Genomic DNA, 19,962 nt, shown 5'->3' with positions numbered 1-19,962 from the left:
GGTTACTCTCCCCCCGCCGGGGTGCGGGCGGCCAACCGGAGCATCAAGCCGGCGGCCAGCATGCCGCCCATCCACCAAGCCTGCCAGATCCCGTAGGCCGTGCTCGCCATGGCAAGGCCGGACGCGAACAAGGCCAGCGCGAAAGGTTGCAGCCGCCGCTCCATCCGCCCCGTGCCGAACAGCAGAAGCAGCGTCACCGCCAAAGCCAGCGCGGCGCCGACGGCGCCAAGCTCCAACCAGACCTGCAGAAAGGCGTTGTGGGGATGCAGCGGCAGCAGGCTGTCGGTCAGCGTGCCGAAACGCGACACCGCCCCGTCCGGCTCCAGCGCGCGCGAGGCGTCGATGCCTTGCCCGAAGACGGGCGTCTCCAGCGCCCGGCTGGCCGCCATGCCCCAGATCTCCACCCGATGCTGGGCGGACCGAAACAGCCAGGGAGCCCCATCCAGGTTCAGCACGCGGTCGAACAGCAGAGCCAGCGGCAGCACGAAGGTGAAGGCCACCGCGAGGATCGCCGCCAACACCCCGCGAACCAGCCGCGGCGACCAGACGGCCAGCGCGAAGGCCACCCCGCCGGCGGCGATGCCCAGCATGGCCGACCGGCTGGTCAGCAGCAGGCAGGCGCCGGCGAAGATCGCCGGCAGCGCGACCGCCGCCCCGCGCCGGCCGGCCCGGTCGAGCGCCATCGCCGCCGGCCAGACCAGCAGGCAGAGCAGCACCGCGGTGCGCTTGGGAACGTTGGTCTCGGCGATCTCGGTCCCGGCCGGCACATGGTTCCACCAACGGTGCACTGGGAAATCCAGGGCGGCTTCCACCGCGAACAGCAGAACCCCGGCGAACACGCCGATCAGGAACAGACCGATCAGCCGCCGCGCCTCCACCCCCGGCAGCGAGGACAGCCACGCCCCACCGGCCAGGGCGCCGAACCCGATGTAGCCGATCTCCACCACCGTCAGGCCGGCGCGCGGCGACGGGCTCCACAGGATGGACAGCGAGGCCAGGGCCAGGAAGGCCAGAACCACCGCCGTGCCGGGCATCGCCCGTTGCAGCCGCCCCAGGGCGTCGCGGCGGGCCAGACCGGCCAACCCGATCAGGGCGATCAGGATGGCCCAGACCGGCAGCCCGCGCGGCGCGATTGAGGCCAGCGGGCCGAGCGCCACCGCCGCGACGCCGGCCAGACCGGCCAGCACCGCGTCGGGAATCCCCCGTGTGGAATCGCGCTGTGACAAGGGGAAGTCCATGAGATCTCGCGTCCGTGAGGCACGGCGCGGCTTAACAGATGCCCCGTGCGAAAGCAACGGGGACGGGCCGGGGGATTTTTCGGCCCCGCCCCCGCGATGGAGGACACGCCCCGTGGAGGACGGCTCAGGCGGTTCGCACCTTGTTGAGGAAGCCCTGCACCTCGGACCGCAGATGCTCGGCCTGCCGGGCCAGCGTGCGGCTGGCGCTCAGGACCGCGTCGGCGGCACCGCCGGTCTTGGTGGCGGCGTTGGTCACCTCGGCGATGTGATGCATCACCTCCTGCGTGCCCTCGGCGGCCTGGTTGACGTTCTGGGCGATCTCACGGGTGGCGAGACCCTGCTGCTCCATGGCGCGGGCGATCTCGGTGACCGTGCTGCTGATGGTGCCGACCGCGTCGGAAATGGTGCGGATGGCGCCCACCGCCCCACCCGTCGCCGCCTGCATCTGCGCCACCTGGCTGGAGATCTCCTCGGTCGCCTTGGCGGTCTGGCCGGCGAGGTTCTTGACCTCCGTCGCCACCACGGCGAAGCCCTTGCCGGCCTCCCCGGCCCGTGCCGCCTCGATGGTCGCGTTCAGGGCCAGCAGGTTGGTCTGCTCGGCGATCTCGCCGATCAGATCCACCACCTGCCCGATGCGCTGCGCCGCTTCGGCCAGCCCCTCGACGATGCCGTTGGTCTCGGTCGCCTTGGCCGCCGCGCCGACCGCCACCTGCGAACTGCTGTTGAGCTGGCGGGAAATCTCGGCGATGGAGGAGGAGAGTTCCTCCGCCGCCGCCGCGACGGTCTGCACGTTGCTCGACGCCTGTTCCGACGCCGCGGCGACGGCGCTCGACTTGGCGGTGGTCAGGGCGGCGTCCGACGACATCTCCTGCGCGTCGCGGCCCAGATTGCCGGCGGACTCGGTCAGCGACAGGACGACGCCCGACACCGCCTGCTCGAAGCCGTTGGCGAACTCGTTCATGGTGCGGCGGCGGTCGGCGTCGATCTGCCGGCGCATCTCCTCCCGCTCGCCCTCCATGCGTTGCATCTCCAGGGCGTTCTCCTTGAAGACGCTGAGCGCGTCGGCCATGGCACGCAGCTCGTCCTTGCGGTCGCCGCCGGGGATGTCCACCGTCAGATCGCCTTCGGCCAACCGCCCCATCGCCTTGGTCATGGCGTGCATCGGGTGGGTGATGGCGCGGTCGATGATCCAGGCCATGACCATGCCGAGCGCCAGCGCCACGGCGGCGCCGATGATGATGATCAGCTCCGCCCCGCTCCGCCCGTTCTCACGGTCGTCGCGCTGGATGGAGACAAGACGGGCCACCTGCTCGCTGACGTCGCCGGCCGCCTTGGCCATGGTCTTGGAGGCGGCGCGCTGGTTCTCGCTGGTGGTGACGAGGGCGGCGAACTCCCCGTCGAAGGCCTGGGCCGCCTCGGTGATGGCGGCGATCAACGCGCGCCCTTCCGAATCGACGAGCACGGCTCCCGCCTGGGTCGCGAGGGCCAGCGTCTCCTTGACCGCGCCATGCACCCGGGCGCGGGCATCCTCCCCGTTCATCAGGATGAAGTCGCGCTGCCCCAGCATCGCGGACTGCGCGCCCTGGATCAGGCGCATGGCGATGCCGCGCAGCTGGACGGCCTCGTTCACCTCGCTCTGGGCGAAATTCGCGGCCTCCTGGAGCGCGCTGGAGACCATCGCCTGGTTCTCCTGCATCTCGTGGGCGAGGTTCTGGATCTCGTGGGCGTGGCGATCCAGCGCCTGGATGCGGCCGCTGGCCGGCTCGCCGGCGCCCTCGCCGCGGGCTTGATCGAACACCATCCGGTAGGCGCCGGCGATGGTGACGATCCGCTGGGCCAGTTCCTCGTCGTTGGTGCCGACGAGATCCTTCTCGATGGCCTCGGCGTTGGCCAGGAGCGCCGCGATGGCCTCCCCGGCGGCGGCCATCGTGGCCGGGTTGCGGGTGTGCGCGAAGTCGGACTGAAGGCGCCGCGCCTCCAGCACCATCTCGATCAGCCGGTCGGCGCGGTCGGAGGTGTCGCGGCTCTGCCGCACGGCGTGCTCCGCGTCCTTCAGGCTGATCATGTTCTGGTCGTAGCGGTCGGACTGCTGCTTGCCGATCTTTTCCGCGATCTCCCGCAGGGCCTGGGCACGGGTTTCCATGCTCTGGGTGCGGGCGCGCGCCTCCTTGTCCTGGGCCACGAAATTGGCGAAGGCGCTGCGATAGCCGGCGATGCCCGCCAGGATCTCGTCCACCAGCCGGACGCTGCCGGCGTCCTCCAGCGCGGACCGCGTGCCCTGCGCCTCGTCGCGCAGCCGGTCCAGCATACCGGGAACATTGTCGGCGGCCTTGGCGTCGCGCTCGGTGACGAAGCGGGCTTCCTCGATCCGCACGGTTTTCAATCGGGCGTCCAGCTCGGCGGTGTGCGCCGCCAGATCGACACGTCCGGCGTAGGTGCGCAGGCTGTTCCAACCAACGAACGCCACGGCAACCGTCATCAGTAGGACCGCCGCAAAACCGAGCGCAATCCGCGTTCCAATCGTCATGAAATCGGGCTCCCCCGGATCGTACGGCCTTTGTGTGTTGGCCGTCGTCATGCCTTTGTCGCTAAGGGATACATCAGAAAGGGTTAATTTCTGGTTTGATAAACTCTACTGGTAACACCGCTTCAGAACCGGTCCGGCATCCATGGCGTCGGTCCCGAGAAAAACAGCGCCGCCAACGCCACCGCGTCTTCCCCACCCCGCAAGAGACCAACCTGGCGGAGAGCGTGAGGCCCCTTATGCCCGCTGTAGAGGCTGGCGAGAGCGGCGATGGACAGCGACAGAACCGCCTCATCTGTCCTCCCACCCGCCTTTGGAGCGCTGTCCGGCCCCCTCGGCAGGGAGCGCACGGAGGCTGTCCCGCCGCACAGGCGCAACCGGAAGCAGCCGGAATTCTCCGGAATCAGCGCGTCTGACACGTCCAGCACCAGTTCGCCCGAAACTCCAGGTGGGTACCCCCGGCTTTCCAGAGCGCGCGGCAGGTCGAGAATGCGCAGCAACCAGTCGTCGCACGCGTCGACACGCACCCCACGCTCCGGCGCCAGCAAAACCAGCGCGTCGTCGGGTCCGCCGCGCCAGGACACGCGGTCGACCTGCGCCCGGTAGCCGGCCAGGAAGCTCTGCGCCAGCCGCACCGCCCGCGGGCTGAGAAGGCAGAGATCCGCAACAGTCAGTTTCCGATCGGCCGGCGGAACCACCGCGATGTACCCTTCCGGCCCGCCCGCACCACCCAAAGTGTAAACGTCGGACGGGGCGCCGTCCGGGCAGAGGGCGAAGCTCCACAACCCCTCATTGCGCTCCACCAGACCGTTTGTGGTGGTGAGCAGGGTGCGGCGTAGCGCCGCAAGGGGGCTGGCGTCGCTGGCGTCGGCGCGGCGAACCCATCCGTCAGTCGGCGGCGGCCCGGCGGACAAGGCAGCCGGCGGCGCGCTCCAGTCGAAAGACACCCCGCCCCGCCCGAAACCCAGGCGGGTGTAGACGGGAAGAGTCGCCGGGTAGAGCACCGACAGCGCGGCCCCTCCGGCCCGCGCCTCCTCCAGCAGACCGCGCATCAGCGCGGTGCCGTAGCCGCGCCCGCGCTCCGCCGGATCGACGGCGACCGCCGCCACGCCGCAGGACGGCACGGGGCGCCCGCCGAACCATTGGTCCATCGGCCAGACGGCGGCGCAGGCGACGAGCCGACCGGCGTGGCCCGTCTCCGGACCGGCGCGCAGGCCGCGCATCACGTCCGGACCGAACAGCTCCACCGACCGGTCGAAATACTCACGGGGAATACCGAAGCCCTGGCGGACCAGGGCCGCGGCGTCCGCCCGCTCCTCGGGCAGAAGGGGGCCGAAGCCCCCGGTCACAGCGGTCACGCCTTCGCCCCGTTCAGCGCGCGGGCCTGATCGCGCAGCACGTACTTCTGGATCTTGCCGGTCGAGGTCTTCGGCAGGGCGGTGAAGACGACGGTGCGCGGGCACTTGAAGTGGGCCAGATGCTCACGGCAATAGGCGATCACCTCCGCCTCGGTCAGCTGCTTGCCCTCCTTCACGGTGACGAAGGCGCAAGGCGTCTCGCCCCACTTCTCGTCCGGACGGGCGACCACGGCGGCCTCGACGATGTCCGGATGCTTGTAGAGCACCGATTCGACCTCGATGGTCGAGATGTTCTCGCCGCCGGAGATGATGATGTCCTTGGACCGGTCCTTCAGCTCGATGTAGCCGTCCGGATGCCAGACGCCGAGGTCGCCGGTGTGGAACCAGCCGCCGGAGAAGGCCTCCTGCGTGGCCCTTGGGTTCTTCAGATAGCCCTTCATGACGGTGTTGCCGCGCATGAAGATCTCGCCCATCGTCACGCCGTCCTTGCGGGTCGGCTGGAGCGTGTTGGGATCGGCGACCATCAGCCCTTCCAGCGTGGCGTAGTTCACGCCCTGTCGCGCCTTCAGCGCCGCGCGCTCCTCCAGCGGCAGGTCGTTCCAGTGCTCGTGCCAGGCGCAGATGGTGACCGGTCCGTAGACCTCGGTCAGGCCGTAGACATGGGTGACGTCGAAGCCCAGCCGCTCGATCTTTTCGATCACCGCGGCGGGCGGAGCGGCACCGGCGGTCATCATCTTCACGCCGGTCGGGATCTCCCGCTTCTGGTCCTCCGGCGCGTTGACGATCAGGCCCATGATGATGGGCGCGCCGCACATGTGGGTGACGCCGAGGTCGGCCAGCGCGTCGTAGATGCCCTTGGCGGTGATGGTGCGGACGCAGACGTTGGTGCCGGCCATGGCGGTGACCGTCCAGGGGAAGCACCAGCCGTTGCAGTGGAACATCGGCAGCGTCCACAGATAGACCGGGTGGTGCGGCATCGCCCAGGTCAGCACGTTGCCCATGGCGTTCAGGTAGGCGCCGCGGTGGTGGTAGACGACGCCCTTGGGGTTGCCGGTGGTGCCGCTGGTGTAGTTCAGCGCGATGGCCTGCCATTCGTCGGCCGGCATCGGCCACTCATAGGCCGGGTCGCCGGTTTCCAGGAACTGCTCGTAGGTCTGCTCCCCGATCAGTTCGCCGCCCTTGGCCTGCGGGTCGTCGATGTCGATGACGATGGGGCGGCGCTTCGGCTCCAGCATGTGGACGGCCTTGGAGATGACGCCGGAGAACTCCCGGTCGGTCAGCAGCACCTTCGCCTCGCCATGCTCCAGGATGAAGGCCAGCGCCTCGGCGTCCAGGCGGATGTTCAGGGCGTTGAGGACCGCGCCGGTCATCGGCACGCCGAAATGCGCCTCGAAGGATTCCGGCGTGTTGGGGGCCATCACCGCGACCGTGTCACCCAGCCCGATGCCGCGCTTCGCCAGCGCCGAGGCGAGGCGCACGCAGCGCTCGTAGGTTTCCGCCCAGGTGCGGCGGACCGGGCCGTGGATCACGGCGATGCGCTGCGGATAGACGGCGGCGGTGCGGCGCAGGAACGAGAGCGGCGACAGCGGCACCGTGTTGGCGGCGTTCTGGTCGAGGTCGGTCTCGTACGGGTTGTGCCGGGCGTCAGTCACGGGGGGCCTCCCTGATGCGTCTCTGTTCAAGAACTCGTTGGGAAGAGTCTTGCCAGAGAATCCAGAGGCTTGGAAGAGGGGTGGCCGGGCGATGCGCGGTCATGCCGCGCTGCGGCATCCTGCCCGCTTGACCGGCTCGGCCATCGGGCGGTCAGCCCTTGCGAACGGCTTCGACCCGCCCGCCGGTGATGGCGACGAGCTGCGCCGGGGTCAGGCGGAAGACGGCGTTGGGGGTGCCGGCGGCGGCCCAGATGGCGTCGAGGGCCATCAGGTCGGCGTCGATCAGGACGAGCGGCGGCACGGCGTGACCAATGGGCGGCACCCCGCCGATGGCGAAGCCGGTGGCCTCGCGGACGAAATCCGGATCGGCCCGTTCGATCTTCTCGCCGATCAGACGGCCCACCGCCTTCTCGTCCACCCGGTTGGCCCCGCTGGCCACCACCAGCACCGGACGGCCGCTGTCCTTCGCACGGAAAATCAAGGATTTGGCGATTTGCGCCACGGCGCAGCCGACGGCGTTCGCGGCGTCCTCCGACGTGCGGGTGCTGCCCTCATGCTCGACCACGCTGTGGCCGTGGCCGAAACCGTCCAGCAAGGCCTGCACCCGTTGGGCGGAGGGGCTGAGGGCCGCCATGACGCCTTACTTCGCCAGTTCGCGGGAGCGGTTCGCGGCGGCGGCGACGGCGCGGTCGAACAGCGGCTGCATCCCATCCCCGGCCATCAGCACGTCGAGGGCCGCCTGGGTCGTGCCGTTGGGGCTGGTCACCGCCTTGCGCAGGTCGGCGGCGGCGGTTGGGGACTGGTGAAGCAGCTCGCCCGCCCCCGCAACGGTGGCCCGCGCCAGACGCATGGCAAGCTCGGCGGGCAGCCCGGCGGCCTCGCCGGCCTTCGCCATCGCCTCGACCATCAGGAAGACGTAGGCCGGGCCGCTGCCCGAGACGGCGGTCACCGGGTCGAGAAGCGACTCGTCCTCCACCCAGGCCACGTCGCCGACCGCGCGCAGCAGCGACTCGCACAGCGTCTTCTGCGCCTCGGTCACCATCGGGTTGCCGACGGCGACGGTCATGCCGCGGCCGATGGCGGCGGGCGTGTTGGGCATCGAGCGGACGATGGCCGCCCCCTCTCCCAGCGCCGCTTCGAAGGAGGCGATGGTCTTGCCGGCGGCAACGGACAGGAACACCGTGCCCGGACGGACCAACGTCCGATAAGCCGGGAGGACCGAGTCCATCACCTGCGGCTTCACGGCCAGAACGACGACATCCGGCGCAAAGCCGGCGGGCAAGGCGTCCGGACCGCTCGCCAGGACGACGGCGGGGTTGCCGCGCAGCGACTCTGGCAGGCCGGACGGCTCGACCACGGCGACGCTGGACGCGATGCCGGCCTTCAGCCAGCCGTCGAGCATCGCGCCGCCCATCTTGCCGCAGCCGGCCAGAAGCAACGAGCAACCCTGCGTTCCACCCTGCGCCATGACGGTCACGCCTCCCCGGCGGTGTCGAGGATGGCGGCGGACACCGCCTCGGCCGCCGACTTGCCGCCCCAGATCACAAACTGGAAGGCGGGGTAGAAGCGCTCGCACTCCGACAGGGCGATCTCGACGAGGTCCTCGAGCTGCTCCACCGTCGCGCCGCGCGAGCCGCGCAGCAGCATGGTCTGGCGGAACATCGGGGTGTGCTCCTCGGCGCAAACGTCGAAATGGCCCAGCCACATGCGCGCGTTCACCTCAGCCAGCAGATCGTTGACGGAGGACCGGCGCGCCGCCGGAACCTTCATGTCGAACTGGCAGGAGAACTGCATCGCGCTGACGTCGGACTGCCAGACGAAGTAGAGCCGGTAATCGCACCAGCGCCCGCCGATCTCGACGATCAGCTCGTCCTCGCCGGCCCGCTCGAAGGGCCATTCGTTGGCGGTGACGATCTCCTCGACGATGTCCAGGGGATTGTGCGCGGATGAGGGGGTGTCGACGGCAACAGCCGACATGTCGGCGTCCTCCTGTAAAGGCGCGGTGGACGGAACCGCCCCGGTGCCGGTCCGCCTTCGCGCAAGAAGGGGAAGCCCCGAGATGTTGTGGCTGGCAGACGGATGAATACCACCGAATGCACCGTGCCAAAAGGGTTTGGCCGGCGCAACTGGTTTTCGGCGGTGCATCCGTGAAGGATTGGTGTCGTGGCGGGGACCGGATCAGACCGGTCCGACGCCTCCTCCGGCGATGGGACCGACCGCGGGGGGAGAAGCGCCCGCTTCCGGCTTCGGCTCGCGCGCGGCCTTGAGGGCCGCGACCGTGGCCTCCAGCGCGGCGAGCCGCTCGGCCATGGCCTCCTGCTCCTCGCGGGCCTTGGCGGCCATGGCGCGGACGGCCTCGTGCTCTTCGCGGCTCACCACGTCCATGCGCGACAGGACGCGCTCGAACTGCTGGCGCATCTGCGCCTCAGCTTCCTCACGCAGGGACGACAGCGCGCCGAGCGCACCGCCCGCAACGCGGGCCAGATCGTCCAGAATCTTATTGTCCACCTGCATCGACTCAAAATCCGCTTCTTGTCTGCCGCATTATGGGACCCGCCCCACGGAACTTCAACGGGCTTGGACGCAATGCGTCACGGGGCTTGGACGCAATGCGTCACGCGCGCCCCACCCTCAACGCCGCAATCCGTCGATCAGCCCCTTCAACAGCGCGTCCGGCTTCGGCGCGTTCCCGCCACCGGGAATCGGCAGATCCTTCGGCACCACCTTGTTCAGCAGCCCCTCGGCAGCGCGGCGGGCGAAATACTCCTGCACCTCCTGCATCTCGAAGGAACGGGTGGGCTTGTCGAGCGCGCCGGTCATGCGCACGGTCAGCGGCGGCAACGACTGGTCGGACTGCACGGTCAGGCGGACGCGCATGTCGATGGTCTGCGCCGGCAGATTGACCTGCCCCGCCGCCACCGCCTCACCCAGTTCGGAGGTCAGGCGCGTGTCCTCCGTGCGCGCCACGCCCTTGTCGATGGCGAAGCTGCCATCCAGCCGGGCGAAGCGGGTCTCCCCGCCCTGAAGTCCGCCCATCACCGCGCCCAGCAGCTCCTGCGGTCGCTCCAGCTTGGTCAGCCGGTCGCGCAGGGCGCCCAGGTCGAAGCCGCGCAGCAGGCCGTCGCGGGCGCTGATACGGCCCTGGCCGGCCAGAGCCTTCAACATGGCGTCGCCGCCGGCCCCGCTGGTCGTCAGATTGGCCTCGGCGTCCAGCACACCCCCGGTGATCTCCAGCGCTCCGCCACCCAGACCGCCGCCCACCGCCTCGGCCAGCTTGGCCTTGGACAGGGTGACGGTGGCCTCGGCGGACGGCGTCTGGTTGCCCGGCGCGGCGAGCCGGCCGGTGGCGCCGAGTTGGCCGCCCATCAGGCCGCCGTCGAACCGCTCCACCGTCAGCACGCCGTTCGTCACGGTGGCGCGCAAGGCCGGCTTCTCGATCCGCGTAGCGCCTTTGACGAGCGCGGAGGAGGTCAGCGCGAAGCGCCCGTCGAAGCGGCGCAGCCAGCCGAAATCCGCCGTGCCGGCGGCGGGCGCGCCCGGTGAAGCCTCGGCCGCCGGGGAGGAGGCGCCCGCGGGACGGGAGGCCGCCGCGGGGAGCGCCGCCAGCCGGTCCAGCTCCAGGTCACCGGTCTGCAGGTCGGCCTCCACCCGCGGCTTGCTCCCGTTCAGGTCTGCGCTCGCCTTGCCCTTGACGGCGACGCCGGCCAGCACGCCCTGGATGTTGCCGAGCGTGAAGGCCTTCCGCGTCCCCGCCAGCTCTGTATAAAGGTCCATCGGGCCGTAGGAGCCCGACACGGCATCATCGGCGAACAGGCTGGCCAGCCGGGCCAGTTCCGGATGCTTGGCGCGCAGCTTGAGGTCGGCGGAGGGGTCCTTCTCGACGTTCGACAGCGTGCCGCCCGCCTCCAGAGTGGCTTCGGCCGCATCGATGCCCAGCTCGACCGCAAGACGCTCGGCGTCGCCCGACAGGCGGGCCTGCGCCTTCACCGCACCCAGCCGCTCCGGCGCGGGGGCGCCTTCCGGCCAGGGAACCGCGCGCGCCACCCCTTCCAGGCTGGGAGCCTCGGCGTTCAGCGCCAGATGCGCGCCGCGCAGCGGCTCCAGCCCGGCGATCTGCCCGTCCAGGCGGAGCTTCACCCCGGCGGCGTCCTGCACCGTCGCTTCCTTGATCGACAGGGCACCGCCCGCAGCGGTGGCGTCCAGCCGCAGCCCCTGCACCGGCGTGTTGCGCACGGTCAATTGCCCGACCGAGAGTTCCAGGTTCGCGTCCACGCCGGCCAGCAGCGGGGCCGGGGCCACCGCCGACCCCCCGGAGGACCTCCCGTGGCGGCCGCCCGCCGGTGCGGCGGCTCCGTTGGCGGCGGGGGCGACTTGGGGCGCCGCGCCGCCGCCCGGAGGGGGCAGATAGGCGTCAAGATTCAGCCGGTCGAGGTCGAGCCGCGCCCCGAAGGCGGGCCGGCCACGGTCCACATAGGCGATGGCGCCGGTCAGGCGGCTGGCGTCCACCCGCAGATCCAGCCCGCTGACGTCCAGCCGTCCGGGCTTCCCCTGCAGCTGCGCGGCGACGGACGCCCGGCGCAGGCGGTCCGCCGGCACGGCGTGGACGTCCACCCGCAGCCATTCCAGCAGGGCGCGCAGATTGTCGGCGTTCGCCTCCATCCGCAGATTGAGGTTCGGCTGGCCGTTGGCCGCCGCCAATTCCCCCGCCGCCACGATGTCGGATCCGCCGGGCAACAGCGCGCTGACGCGGTCGATGTTCAGCGTGCCGCCGGTCAGGCTGGCCTCAACCCGCCCCTGGCGGATCACGCCGCCGTTGTAGGTGATGCCGTCCACCGCCAGGTCGAGCTTGGCGTCCAGCGCGTCCGGCAGAGCGAATCCCCCCGGCTGGGCAGCGCCGCCGGTTGAGGCGCCCCCGGATGGAGCGTTGGGCGGCGCGTTCTTGACCGCATTTCCATTGCGGGCGGCGTCCGAGCCGCCGCCCGACCGCGCACGGTCCAGCCAGGCGTCGAGGTCGAGTCGGTTCAGGGCGAGGGTCAGCTCCGCCCGCGCCGGCGTGCCGCTGCGCAGGGTCGCCGTCCCGGTGGCGCGCGTGTCGCCGAGCTGCGCCTCCAGATTGGTGAAGCTCGCCGCGGTCGGGGACGCCTCGACCGCCGTGCGGATGCCGAAGGATTGGGCGAGCAGCGCGTTCGCCTTCCTGTCCTCGCCAGCCGCCGAACCGTTGCGGACCAGAGCCAGCACGCGGGACAGGTCGCTGCCTTCGGCGCGCAGGTCGCCCTGAGCGCGCGACCCGCCGCTGCCCGGCGGGTTGGTCACGATCCCGGCGAAGCGCAGCGTGGCGTCGGTGTCGGCCATCGACAGCGCCGCCCGGACTTGGACGGCGGCGCCGTCGATCAGGCGGCTGACGAACATCTCGCCGCGCAGCGGCACGCCGCGCGCCCGGAAACTGCCCTGCCCCTGGAACGGCCCGGTGAAGCTGCCGGCGACGATCCGCGCGTCGATCTGGTCGATCACCTCGGATTGACCGGTGCGGGTGTCGCGGTACTGGATGGTGCCGTTCTGCACCGTCACCTGATCGAAGCTGACCGCCGAGGCCAGCCCGTCGCCGGACGCGCTCCGCTCGGTGCCGGTCGAACGCCCGGCGCCGGACAGATCCCAGTTGAAGCGCCCGTCGGGCAGCGTTTCGAACAGGAAGGTGGGATCGATCAGGCGGATGCTCTGCACCTGGATGTGGCCGCTGAGCAGCGGGCCGAGCGCCACGCGGACGTCCAGCTCCTTCAGGCGGGCCATGTCCTGCTCCGACCCGCCGGGCGCGTTGGCCAGACGCGCGTCGCGCACCGTCAGCGCCGGGGCGGGCAGCAGCGACAGGCCGATGTCGCCCCTCAGCTCCACCTCGCGCCCCGTGGCGGCGGAGACCCGCTCCGCGATCTGGGCCTTGTAGGCGTTCCAATCGACGACGCTGGGCACGACCAGCACCGCGGCCACCAGCAGACCGACGAGTATCAGAGCAGCGATCAGGAATCTCTTCACCGGTTGACCCGCCTTCCCCACCGTTCGGCTGTTGAGTCGCCGTGTTTCCGCCACAAGCCGCGAGAACCGCTGGCGCCCGCTCCGGTCTTCCGGGTGGCACGGGGTTTCGCTAAACTATCGTCCCGAAAGAGAACAAGCAATTTGGGCATTCCAACGGCCGAGTTGATCAAAGGACGAAATGCCCCGCCCTCCGGAGATGCGCCCATGGCCGATGTCGTGAACCTGAACCGCTTCCGGAAGATGCGCCAGAAGGAAGAGCGCGAAAAAACCGCCGACGAGAACCGGGTCCGCTTCGGCCGCACCAAGGCCGAGAAGCTGCGCGACCGCCAGGAGGCCGAGCGCCGCAGGGCGGATCTCGACGGGAAGAGGGTCGAGGGCAAGGCGGTTGATGGCCGGAAGGTTGATGGCAACACGGTTGACGAGTGACGGCCAAGCCCGTGCTTTGGTATCGCTTTTGTGACAATTCGGTACTCTAACAATTCGTCCATAAGACAATCTGGATCGCTGCGGACCGCTTTGCTACAGTTCCCCTCACGAGAGGCGCAATGGGCAAAGGGGAGGACCATCATCATGGTCGACATGTCGTCTCACCGCGGTGCGTCCCAATTCCATCGGCCGGTCCGGCGCAAGGAACCCTCCGAATTCCACAAGCCGGCACCCTATCTTCCGCGAATCCGCAGAGTCGACGTCGACCGCCCCTGGGTATGGCTGAGCGCCGCTTGGCGCGACATGTGCGCCAGCCCCATGATCAGCGCCGCCTACGGCCTGCTGGCGGTCCTGTCCAGCCTCGCGCTGGTGGCGGTGCTGTCGATGCAGGACATGCAGTATCTGGTTCTGCCGATGGCGGCCGGCTTCATGCTGCTGGGGCCGGTGTTCGCCGTCGGGCTTTACGAGACCAGCCGCCTGCTGGAGCGTGGGGAAACGCCGACCCTGATGAAGGTCGCCGGTGCCTACCGCCGCAACGGCGTGCAGATCGCCGGGATCGGGCTGGCGCTGATGCTGGCGATGCTGGCCTGGATCCGCATCGCCTTCCTGTTGTTCGCGCTGTTCTTCGCGACCGAGCCGCCGGCCTTCGACCAGCTCGTCGACCGCATCTTCTTCTCGGCGCAGACGATCCCGTTCCTGCTGACCGGCACCATCGTCGGCGGCGTCATCGCCACGGCGGTCTTCGCCATCAGCGTGGTGTCGATCCCGATGCTGCTGGACCGCGAGACCGACAGCTTCACCGCCATGGCGACCAGCGTCGCCGTGCTGCGCGAGAATCTTCGCACCATGGCCGGCTGGGCCTTCCTGATCGTTCTGTTCACGGCGGCAGGGATGGTCACCGGTTTCCTCGGCCTGGCGCTGGCGCTGCCGCTGATCGGCCACGCCTCCTGGCACTGCTACCGCGATCTGGTCGGCGCGGATTGAGATTTCATGGCCTTAAACCCCTCTCCCGTCCCGGGAGAGGGTGGCCCGAAGGGCCGGGTGAGGGTAAGGCCAGGATCATATGACAGCCCGTTGCCGGCACCCTCACCCTTCCCGCGCGGTGCGCGGGCCCCTTCCCTCTCCCGGGGCGGGAGAGGGAAAATCATCATTCCCCCTCCTCAGGACGGCTTTTTGAAGAAGGCTTCGGCGGCGTTCTTCTGCGCCTCCTTGGCGGCGATGGCCGCGCGGGCGCGGGCGATCTCGGCCTCCAGCCCGGCGATGTAGTCATTCAGCTCGGCCACGCCCAGCGCGGTCAGATCCTTCAGCGCCGGCTTGGCCTTGCGTGGCTCCAGATCGTCGATGTCCATAGGGCTTCTCCTCCCGCATCCGCGCATCCCTGCCCCGCGCCGTCCGCTTCCCGCCCGTCGGAAAGGCCGGCGGGGCGTGCTTGTCAGCGCCGGTGCGGAATTCTAACTTTGGACGCCTGCGGACACAAACGGCCCGGCCGCCTGGATTGGAGACGACCGGATCGGCGCCGGATCGGCGGACGCCGCGTCAACGAGGAATGGGGAAGACACCATGGGCATCGCCCTGCCGGACAGCATGACCTGCGTGGAGATTTCGCAACCCGGCGGCCCGGAGGTCCTGCGCACCGTGCAGCGCCCCGCCCCCGTGCCCGGTCCCGGCGAGGTGCTGGTGGCGGTGGAGGCGGCGGGCGTCAACCGTCCGGACATGCTGCAGCGCCAGGGCCGCTACGACCCGCCGCCGGGCGCCTCCGACCTGCCCGGCCTGGAGATCGCCGGGCGCGTCGTCGCCATCGGCGAGGGCGTCACGGAGTGGGCCGCCGACGACGCGGTCTGCGCCCTGGTCGCCGGCGGCGGCTATGCCCAGTATTGCGTGGTCCCGGCCCCGCAGCTCCTGCCCGTGCCCAAGGGCTACGGCATGGTCGAGGCCGCTGCGGTCCCTGAGACCTTCTTCACCGTCTGGACCAACGTGTTCGAGCGCGGCGCGCTGAAACCCGGCGAAACCCTGCTGGTCCATGGCGGCTCCAGCGGCATCGGCACCACGGCCATCCAGCTCGCCAAGGCCTTCGGCTCACGAGTCTTCACCACCGCCGGCAGCGCCGAGAAGTGCCGCGCCTGCGAGGAGCTGGGCGCCGACCGCGCCATCGACTACAAGACCGAGGACTTCGCCGCCGTCATCCAGAAGGAGACCGGCGGGCGCGGCGTCGACGTGGTGCTGGACATGGTCGGCGGCGACTACATCGCCCGCGACATCGGCATCATGGCCCCGGACGGGCGGCACGTTTCCATCGCCTTCCTCCAGGGGCCAAAGGTCTCCATCAACATGTTCCCGGTGATGACCAAGCGCCTGACCCTCACCGGCTCCACGCTGCGCGCCCGCTCGGTCGAGGAGAAAGGCCGCATCGCCGCCGCCCTGCGTGAGAAGGTCTGGCCGCTTCTGGAAGGCGGTACGGTCAAGCCGGTGATCCACAAGGTTTTCACGCTGGAGCAGGCGGCCGAAGCGCACGCCCTGATGGAATCCAGCGCGCACATCGGCAAAATCGTCATGACGGTGGGGTGAACCCGCGGGGTGGCCGACCGCCACCGCGCACCGTTGGATTGCGAAGGGAATTCCGCTGCTTCACAGCCGGGAATTCCCTTTCAAGCATTTTTTTCGCTTCATTCTTGTTTGCGGACCGCGGGGTGGGCTTGCTAAAGCGCGCCAAGACGGTTAGCAGAGGGATCGGTGTCCGGGTTTTCCCGGCCGCCTGCCCGAGCACGCTTACATCGACCGGTTCCGGCCCTATATGGAGGGCGAAGCTCGGGACCATCCGGTTAAAGTATGGCCGATCGCGCCACCCGCCAGCGGGTGCGGTCGGGTTGGAGTTGTCAGGAGGGACGATGGCACTGCCCTTGATGCCGAAAGCGACGGCCGTCTGGCTGGTCGAGAACACATCCTTGACCTTCGAGCAGATCGCCGCCTTCTGCGGCCTGCATTCCCTGGAGGTCCAGGCCATCGCCGATGGCGAGGTGGCGGTCGGCATGGTCGGGCTGGACCCGGTGGCCAACGGTCAGTTGACCAAGGGCGAGATCGAACGCTGCGAGCGCAATCAGGATCTGCGCCTGAAGCTGCTGGTCCCCGACCTGCCGCTGCCGGCGGCCCGGTCCAAGGGGCCGCGCTACACCCCGATCACCAAGCGCGGCGACAAGCCGGACGCCATCGCCTGGCTGCTGAAGCACCATCCGGAGCTGTCGGACGCCCAGCTGTGCCGCCTGATCGGCACGACCAAGCCGACCATCGCGGCGGTGCGCGACCGCACGCACTGGAATGCCCCGAACATCAAGCCGCGCAACCCGGTGCTGCTCGGCCTGTGCACCCAGCGCGAGCTGGAGGAAGCCCTGGCACTGGCCGTCCGCCGCGGCGGCGTCCCTCTGTCGCAGGAGGAGCGCGAGGCCCAGGACGGCGAAGACGGCTACGGCGACGAGTCGCCCTATTCGGAGCAGGAAGAGGCGCGCTGACGCCGCTTTCCCGGCCCCTCTCCCCCGCGGGAGAGGGGCTTTTTGCTTTTGCGGCCCGGGGGCGGCCCGTCCCTCCGCCCCCGGTTTCCGGTCCGTGAAGACCGCGCTCTGGACGACACCCGGCCCGCGCGCTACTTCTTCGGCATGACTGCACCCTCCCGTCTTGTCGTCGGAATCAGCGGAGCCTCGGGCGTGATCCTGGGCATCCGGCTGCTGTCCGTGCTGCGCCGGATCGGCGTCGAATCGCACCTCGTCGTCAGCCGATCCGCCGAGGTCACCCTGGCCCATGAGACGGACATGAAGGTGTCGGAGCTGCGCGCTCTGGCCGGCGTGTCCTACGCCGCCGCCGACATCGGCGCGGCCATCGCCAGCGGCAGCTTCCGCGCCATGGGGATGATCGTCGCCCCCTGCTCCGTCCGCACGATGAGCGAGATCGCCACGGGCGTGACCTCCACCCTGCTGACCCGCGCCGCCGACGTCACGCTGAAGGAGCGGCGCCCGCTGGTGCTGATGGTGCGCGAGACGCCGCTGCATCTCGGGCATCTGCGCACCATGACCCAGCTGGCCGAGATGGGCGCGGTGATCGCCCCGCCGGTCCCCGCCTTCTACAGCCGCCCGCAGACCATCGACGATCTGGTGGACCACGCCGTGGGGCGGGCGCTCGACCTGTTCGGGCTGGACGCGGGCATCGTCCGCCGCTGGGGCGAGCCGGCGCCTGCGGAGGTTCTGGAAACATGACCCGGCCTGGGCTATACCGCATCCGCTAAATCCCGACCGTAGAGGGGTATCAGAACGATGCCACACACCCGCGACCAGGACGTTCCGATTCGTCAGCTTCTCGCCGGGATGAAAGGTTTCCGCGCCCGTTACTACGAGCGCCGGCCCGACAGCATGCGCCAGCTTGTCGAAGAGGGGCAGAAGCCGAAGATCCTGATGATCGGCTGCTCCGACAGCCGCGTCGATCCGGCGCTGCTGACCGAGGCCGAACCGGGCGAGATGTTCGTCGTCCGCAACGTCGCCAATCTCGTCCCGCCCTACCAGCCGGACGGCAGCTACCACGGCACCTCGGCGGCCATCGAGTACGCGGTGCGGGTGCTTCAGGTCAGCCACGTCATCGTGCTGGGCCACGCCCTGTGCGGCGGCATCCAGGGGCTGATCCGCCTGCGCAAGGGGGAGCCGGACCAGAACGACTTCGTGTCGCCCTGGGTGTCCATCGCCAGCGCGGCGCTCGATCCCTACATCCCGCCCGCACAGGGGGACACCGACGACGAGCGGCGCAAGGCCGAGTTCGAGCGGCTTCAGCAGAAGCCCGACGTGATCGAGCGCGCCGCCGTCCGCACGTCGGTGGACAATCTGATGACCTTCCCGTTCGTCCGCGAACGGGTGGAAGCGGGTACGCTGGAGCTGCACGGCTGGTGGTTCGACCTGGACAGCGGCGACCTGTGGGCCATCAACTCCCAGACCAAGATGTTCGAGCCGGTTGATTGAGGCCAAAGGGTGGGCGAAAGCTGCCCAGCGGAGGGTGATGAGCCGTTTCCGCTGGGAATTTTCTGCCCACCCCCTGTGTCCGCGGCCCGAACAAATCCCTCGTCCACCCCGGAGAGGATGTTTCGGCAGCGTCCCGTCTTCTGGCACGACGGTTGCAAATGCCTGATCGGCGCGTTCCGGCGGACGCGTGTCGACGGGAATGAGGCGGCCGGACCATGGGCATCACCACGATCTTCAACAATGGCGTTCTCGGGCTGACGGCGCAGAACCGCGCCCTGGGCACCATTTCGAACAACATCGCGAACGCCTCCACGTCCGGCTTCAAGGCGTCGGAAACCCAATTCTCCGACTTTGTGCTGGGCGACCGCACCGGCAACAAGGACCCCGGCAACGGTGTGCGCGCCTTCGAGCGGCTGGACCACACCGGCGGCACGGTCACCCAGACCGGCGTCACCACCAACGCGGCCATCGTCGGGAATGGCTTCTTCGTCGTCCAGGACATGGACCTCCAGGCCGGCACGACCGCGACGACCACCGAGACAAGCGAGGATACGGTCTTCCTGACGCGGTCGGGCGACTTCTCTCCCGACAAGGAAGGCCGTCTGGTGAACGGCGCCGGCAAGGCGCTGATGGGCTTCAAGCTCGACCCGGCCAGCAGCACCGGCTCGTTCGGCAGCCTGAGCAGCATGACGCCGGTCTCGCTGAGCGGGCTGCAGGACTACCGCGAAGCCTCGACCCAGGCGTCGCTGAATCTCAACCTGCCGCGCGACCAGGACCCGGTGACGGGCCAGATCACCACGGCGAACACCACCGGCGTCGTTCTGAACATGGTTGACAGGAACGGCGCCGACGGCGCGATGTCCCTGCGCTTCGTGAAGACCGGACAGGCGGAGGACGGCACGTCCACATGGCAGGTCTTCAACGCCGGCGTCATCGGCGCCGACGGCAACCCGGTGGGCAACGGCAACGTGAACGACCCGACCACTTGGCAATCGCTCGGCACGCTGAACTTCGCCCGCAACGGAACGCTGACCGGCGGCCCCAACGGTGCCCCGGTGACCCTGACGCTGAACCCCGGCGGCGACTTCGCCCAGACGACGCTGGATCTCGGTTCCTATGGGAAGATGAACAATTCCATCACCAGCATCGCGGACATGGATCTGGGCGTCGTCCAGGGCAACAACGGCATCCGGGCCGGCACCTATCAGGGGGCGGAACTGACCGCGGACGGCTTCGTCGCGGCGAACTTCCAGGGCGGAAAGCAGCGCTACATCTACCGCATCCCCGATGCGACGGTGGTCAACCCGACCGATCTGGAAAGCGTATCCGGAACCATGTTCCGGACCACGGCCAATTCGGGCGCCATCCGCCTGAACTCCTTCGGCAACCTGACCAACGAGACCGGCACCAGCGCGCCGAAGACCGTTGGGGCGTCGCTGAGCACGGCCAGCGTCGAGGGCTCCAACGTCAAGATCGAGGAGCAGTTCACCACGCTGATCCAGGCGCAGCGCACCTACTCCGCCGCCTCCAAGCTGGTGTCCACCGCCGACGAGATGACCCAGACGACGATCACCCTGAAATCCTAAAAGGCGACGTCGGAAGCGGCGACGCGAGGCTCATGGCCCGCAGCGCATCGGCGACCCGTCCGGCCACCTCCGCCCAATCGCCGACGCGCGTCTGGCGGAACAGGCGGGCGGTGGGGTACCAGGGGCTGTCGTCCCGCCCCAGCAGCCAGCGCCAGTCCGG

Annotated in this window: 17 protein-coding genes; 7 read left to right on the top strand and 10 right to left on the bottom strand. The window is 69.6% G+C overall.

Annotation, left to right across the window (positions count from 1 at the left end):
• Positions 1–2: 2 nt before the first annotated feature.
• The 9 genes from H0B54_RS27235 to H0B54_RS27195 form a co-directional block, all read right to left on the bottom strand.
• Positions 3–1,226, bottom strand: coding sequence for an O-antigen ligase family protein (locus tag H0B54_RS27235; protein WP_246472881.1), 1,224 nt, complete (start codon positions 1,224–1,226; stop codon positions 3–5).
• Positions 1,227–1,362: 136 nt separating this feature from the next.
• Positions 1,363–3,765 carry a methyl-accepting chemotaxis protein gene (locus H0B54_RS27230; protein WP_094306657.1) on the bottom strand — a complete coding sequence of 801 codons (2,403 nt, stop codon included), beginning with the start codon at positions 3,763–3,765 and terminating at the stop codon, positions 1,363–1,365.
• A 122-nt stretch (positions 3,766–3,887) separates the two neighbouring features.
• Positions 3,888–5,120 (bottom strand): GNAT family N-acetyltransferase, encoded by a 1,233-nt coding sequence (locus H0B54_RS27225; RefSeq protein WP_343069038.1) that lies wholly within the window; start codon positions 5,118–5,120, stop codon positions 3,888–3,890.
• Positions 5,117–6,772, bottom strand: a complete 1,656-nt coding sequence (locus H0B54_RS27220; protein WP_094306658.1) for an acyl-CoA synthetase — start codon at positions 6,770–6,772, stop codon at positions 5,117–5,119. The genes H0B54_RS27225 and H0B54_RS27220 overlap by 4 nt, the downstream gene beginning before the upstream one ends.
• Positions 6,773–6,923: 151 nt before the next feature.
• Entirely contained in the window at positions 6,924–7,406 is a 483-nt protein-coding gene (locus tag H0B54_RS27215) for a YbaK/EbsC family protein (protein ID WP_094306659.1), read from the bottom strand.
• Positions 7,407–7,412: 6 nt separating this feature from the next.
• On the bottom strand, positions 7,413–8,240 hold the full coding sequence (gene proC / locus H0B54_RS27210; protein ID WP_188262928.1) for a pyrroline-5-carboxylate reductase: 828 nt from the start codon (positions 8,238–8,240) through the stop codon (positions 7,413–7,415).
• 5 nt (positions 8,241–8,245) lie between these two features.
• The gene (locus H0B54_RS27205) at positions 8,246–8,749 is read right to left on the bottom strand and encodes a type III secretion system chaperone family protein (protein ID WP_094306661.1); all 504 of its coding nucleotides are present in this window, start codon (positions 8,747–8,749) and stop codon (positions 8,246–8,248) included.
• Between the two features lie 201 nt (positions 8,750–8,950).
• On the bottom strand, positions 8,951–9,286 hold the full coding sequence (locus tag H0B54_RS27200; RefSeq protein WP_188262927.1) for an accessory factor UbiK family protein: 336 nt from the start codon (positions 9,284–9,286) through the stop codon (positions 8,951–8,953).
• Positions 9,287–9,403: 117 nt separating this feature from the next.
• Positions 9,404–12,799, bottom strand: a complete 3,396-nt coding sequence (locus tag H0B54_RS27195) for an AsmA family protein (RefSeq protein ID WP_188262926.1) — start codon at positions 12,797–12,799, stop codon at positions 9,404–9,406.
• Between the two features lie 204 nt (positions 12,800–13,003).
• On the opposite strand from H0B54_RS27195, the gene H0B54_RS27190 reads away from it, so the two are divergent.
• Together H0B54_RS27190 and H0B54_RS27185 are read left to right on the top strand one after the other, a co-directional pair.
• The gene (locus H0B54_RS27190; RefSeq protein ID WP_188262925.1) at positions 13,004–13,225 is read left to right on the top strand and encodes a DUF4169 family protein; all 222 of its coding nucleotides are present in this window, start codon (positions 13,004–13,006) and stop codon (positions 13,223–13,225) included.
• A 318-nt stretch (positions 13,226–13,543) separates the two neighbouring features.
• Positions 13,544–14,209, top strand: a complete 666-nt coding sequence (locus tag H0B54_RS27185) for a DUF2189 domain-containing protein (RefSeq protein ID WP_246472880.1) — start codon at positions 13,544–13,546, stop codon at positions 14,207–14,209.
• Positions 14,210–14,385: 176 nt separating this feature from the next.
• On the opposite strand, the gene H0B54_RS27180 is transcribed toward H0B54_RS27185, so the two are convergent.
• Positions 14,386–14,574, bottom strand: a complete 189-nt coding sequence (locus H0B54_RS27180; protein WP_094306666.1) for a DUF1192 domain-containing protein — start codon at positions 14,572–14,574, stop codon at positions 14,386–14,388.
• 211 nt (positions 14,575–14,785) lie between these two features.
• Between H0B54_RS27180 and H0B54_RS27175 the strand changes: the two genes are divergently transcribed.
• From H0B54_RS27175 to H0B54_RS27155, 5 genes are all read left to right on the top strand, one after another.
• A complete protein-coding gene (locus H0B54_RS27175) occupies positions 14,786–15,790 on the top strand; it encodes an NAD(P)H-quinone oxidoreductase (RefSeq protein ID WP_094306667.1) in 1,005 nt (334 codons plus the stop codon).
• A 320-nt stretch (positions 15,791–16,110) separates the two neighbouring features.
• Complete coding sequence (locus tag H0B54_RS27170; protein WP_014239918.1) at positions 16,111–16,728, top strand: DUF1013 domain-containing protein; 618 nt, start codon at positions 16,111–16,113, stop codon at positions 16,726–16,728.
• A 144-nt stretch (positions 16,729–16,872) separates the two neighbouring features.
• Positions 16,873–17,466 carry a UbiX family flavin prenyltransferase gene (locus H0B54_RS27165; RefSeq protein ID WP_188262924.1) on the top strand — a complete coding sequence of 198 codons (594 nt, stop codon included), beginning with the start codon at positions 16,873–16,875 and terminating at the stop codon, positions 17,464–17,466.
• A 57-nt stretch (positions 17,467–17,523) separates the two neighbouring features.
• On the top strand, positions 17,524–18,216 hold the full coding sequence (locus H0B54_RS27160; protein WP_188262923.1) for a carbonic anhydrase: 693 nt from the start codon (positions 17,524–17,526) through the stop codon (positions 18,214–18,216).
• A gap of 215 nt (positions 18,217–18,431) precedes the next feature.
• Positions 18,432–19,802 (top strand): flagellar hook-basal body complex protein, encoded by a 1,371-nt coding sequence (locus H0B54_RS27155; protein ID WP_188262922.1) that lies wholly within the window; start codon positions 18,432–18,434, stop codon positions 19,800–19,802.
• Positions 19,803–19,962: the final 160 nt, after the last annotated feature.

The organism is Azospirillum tabaci (assembly GCF_014596085.1).
Taxonomy (GTDB): Bacteria; Pseudomonadota; Alphaproteobacteria; order Azospirillales; family Azospirillaceae; genus Azospirillum; species Azospirillum tabaci.
This window is presented reverse-complemented; position numbering and strand designations above follow the sequence as displayed.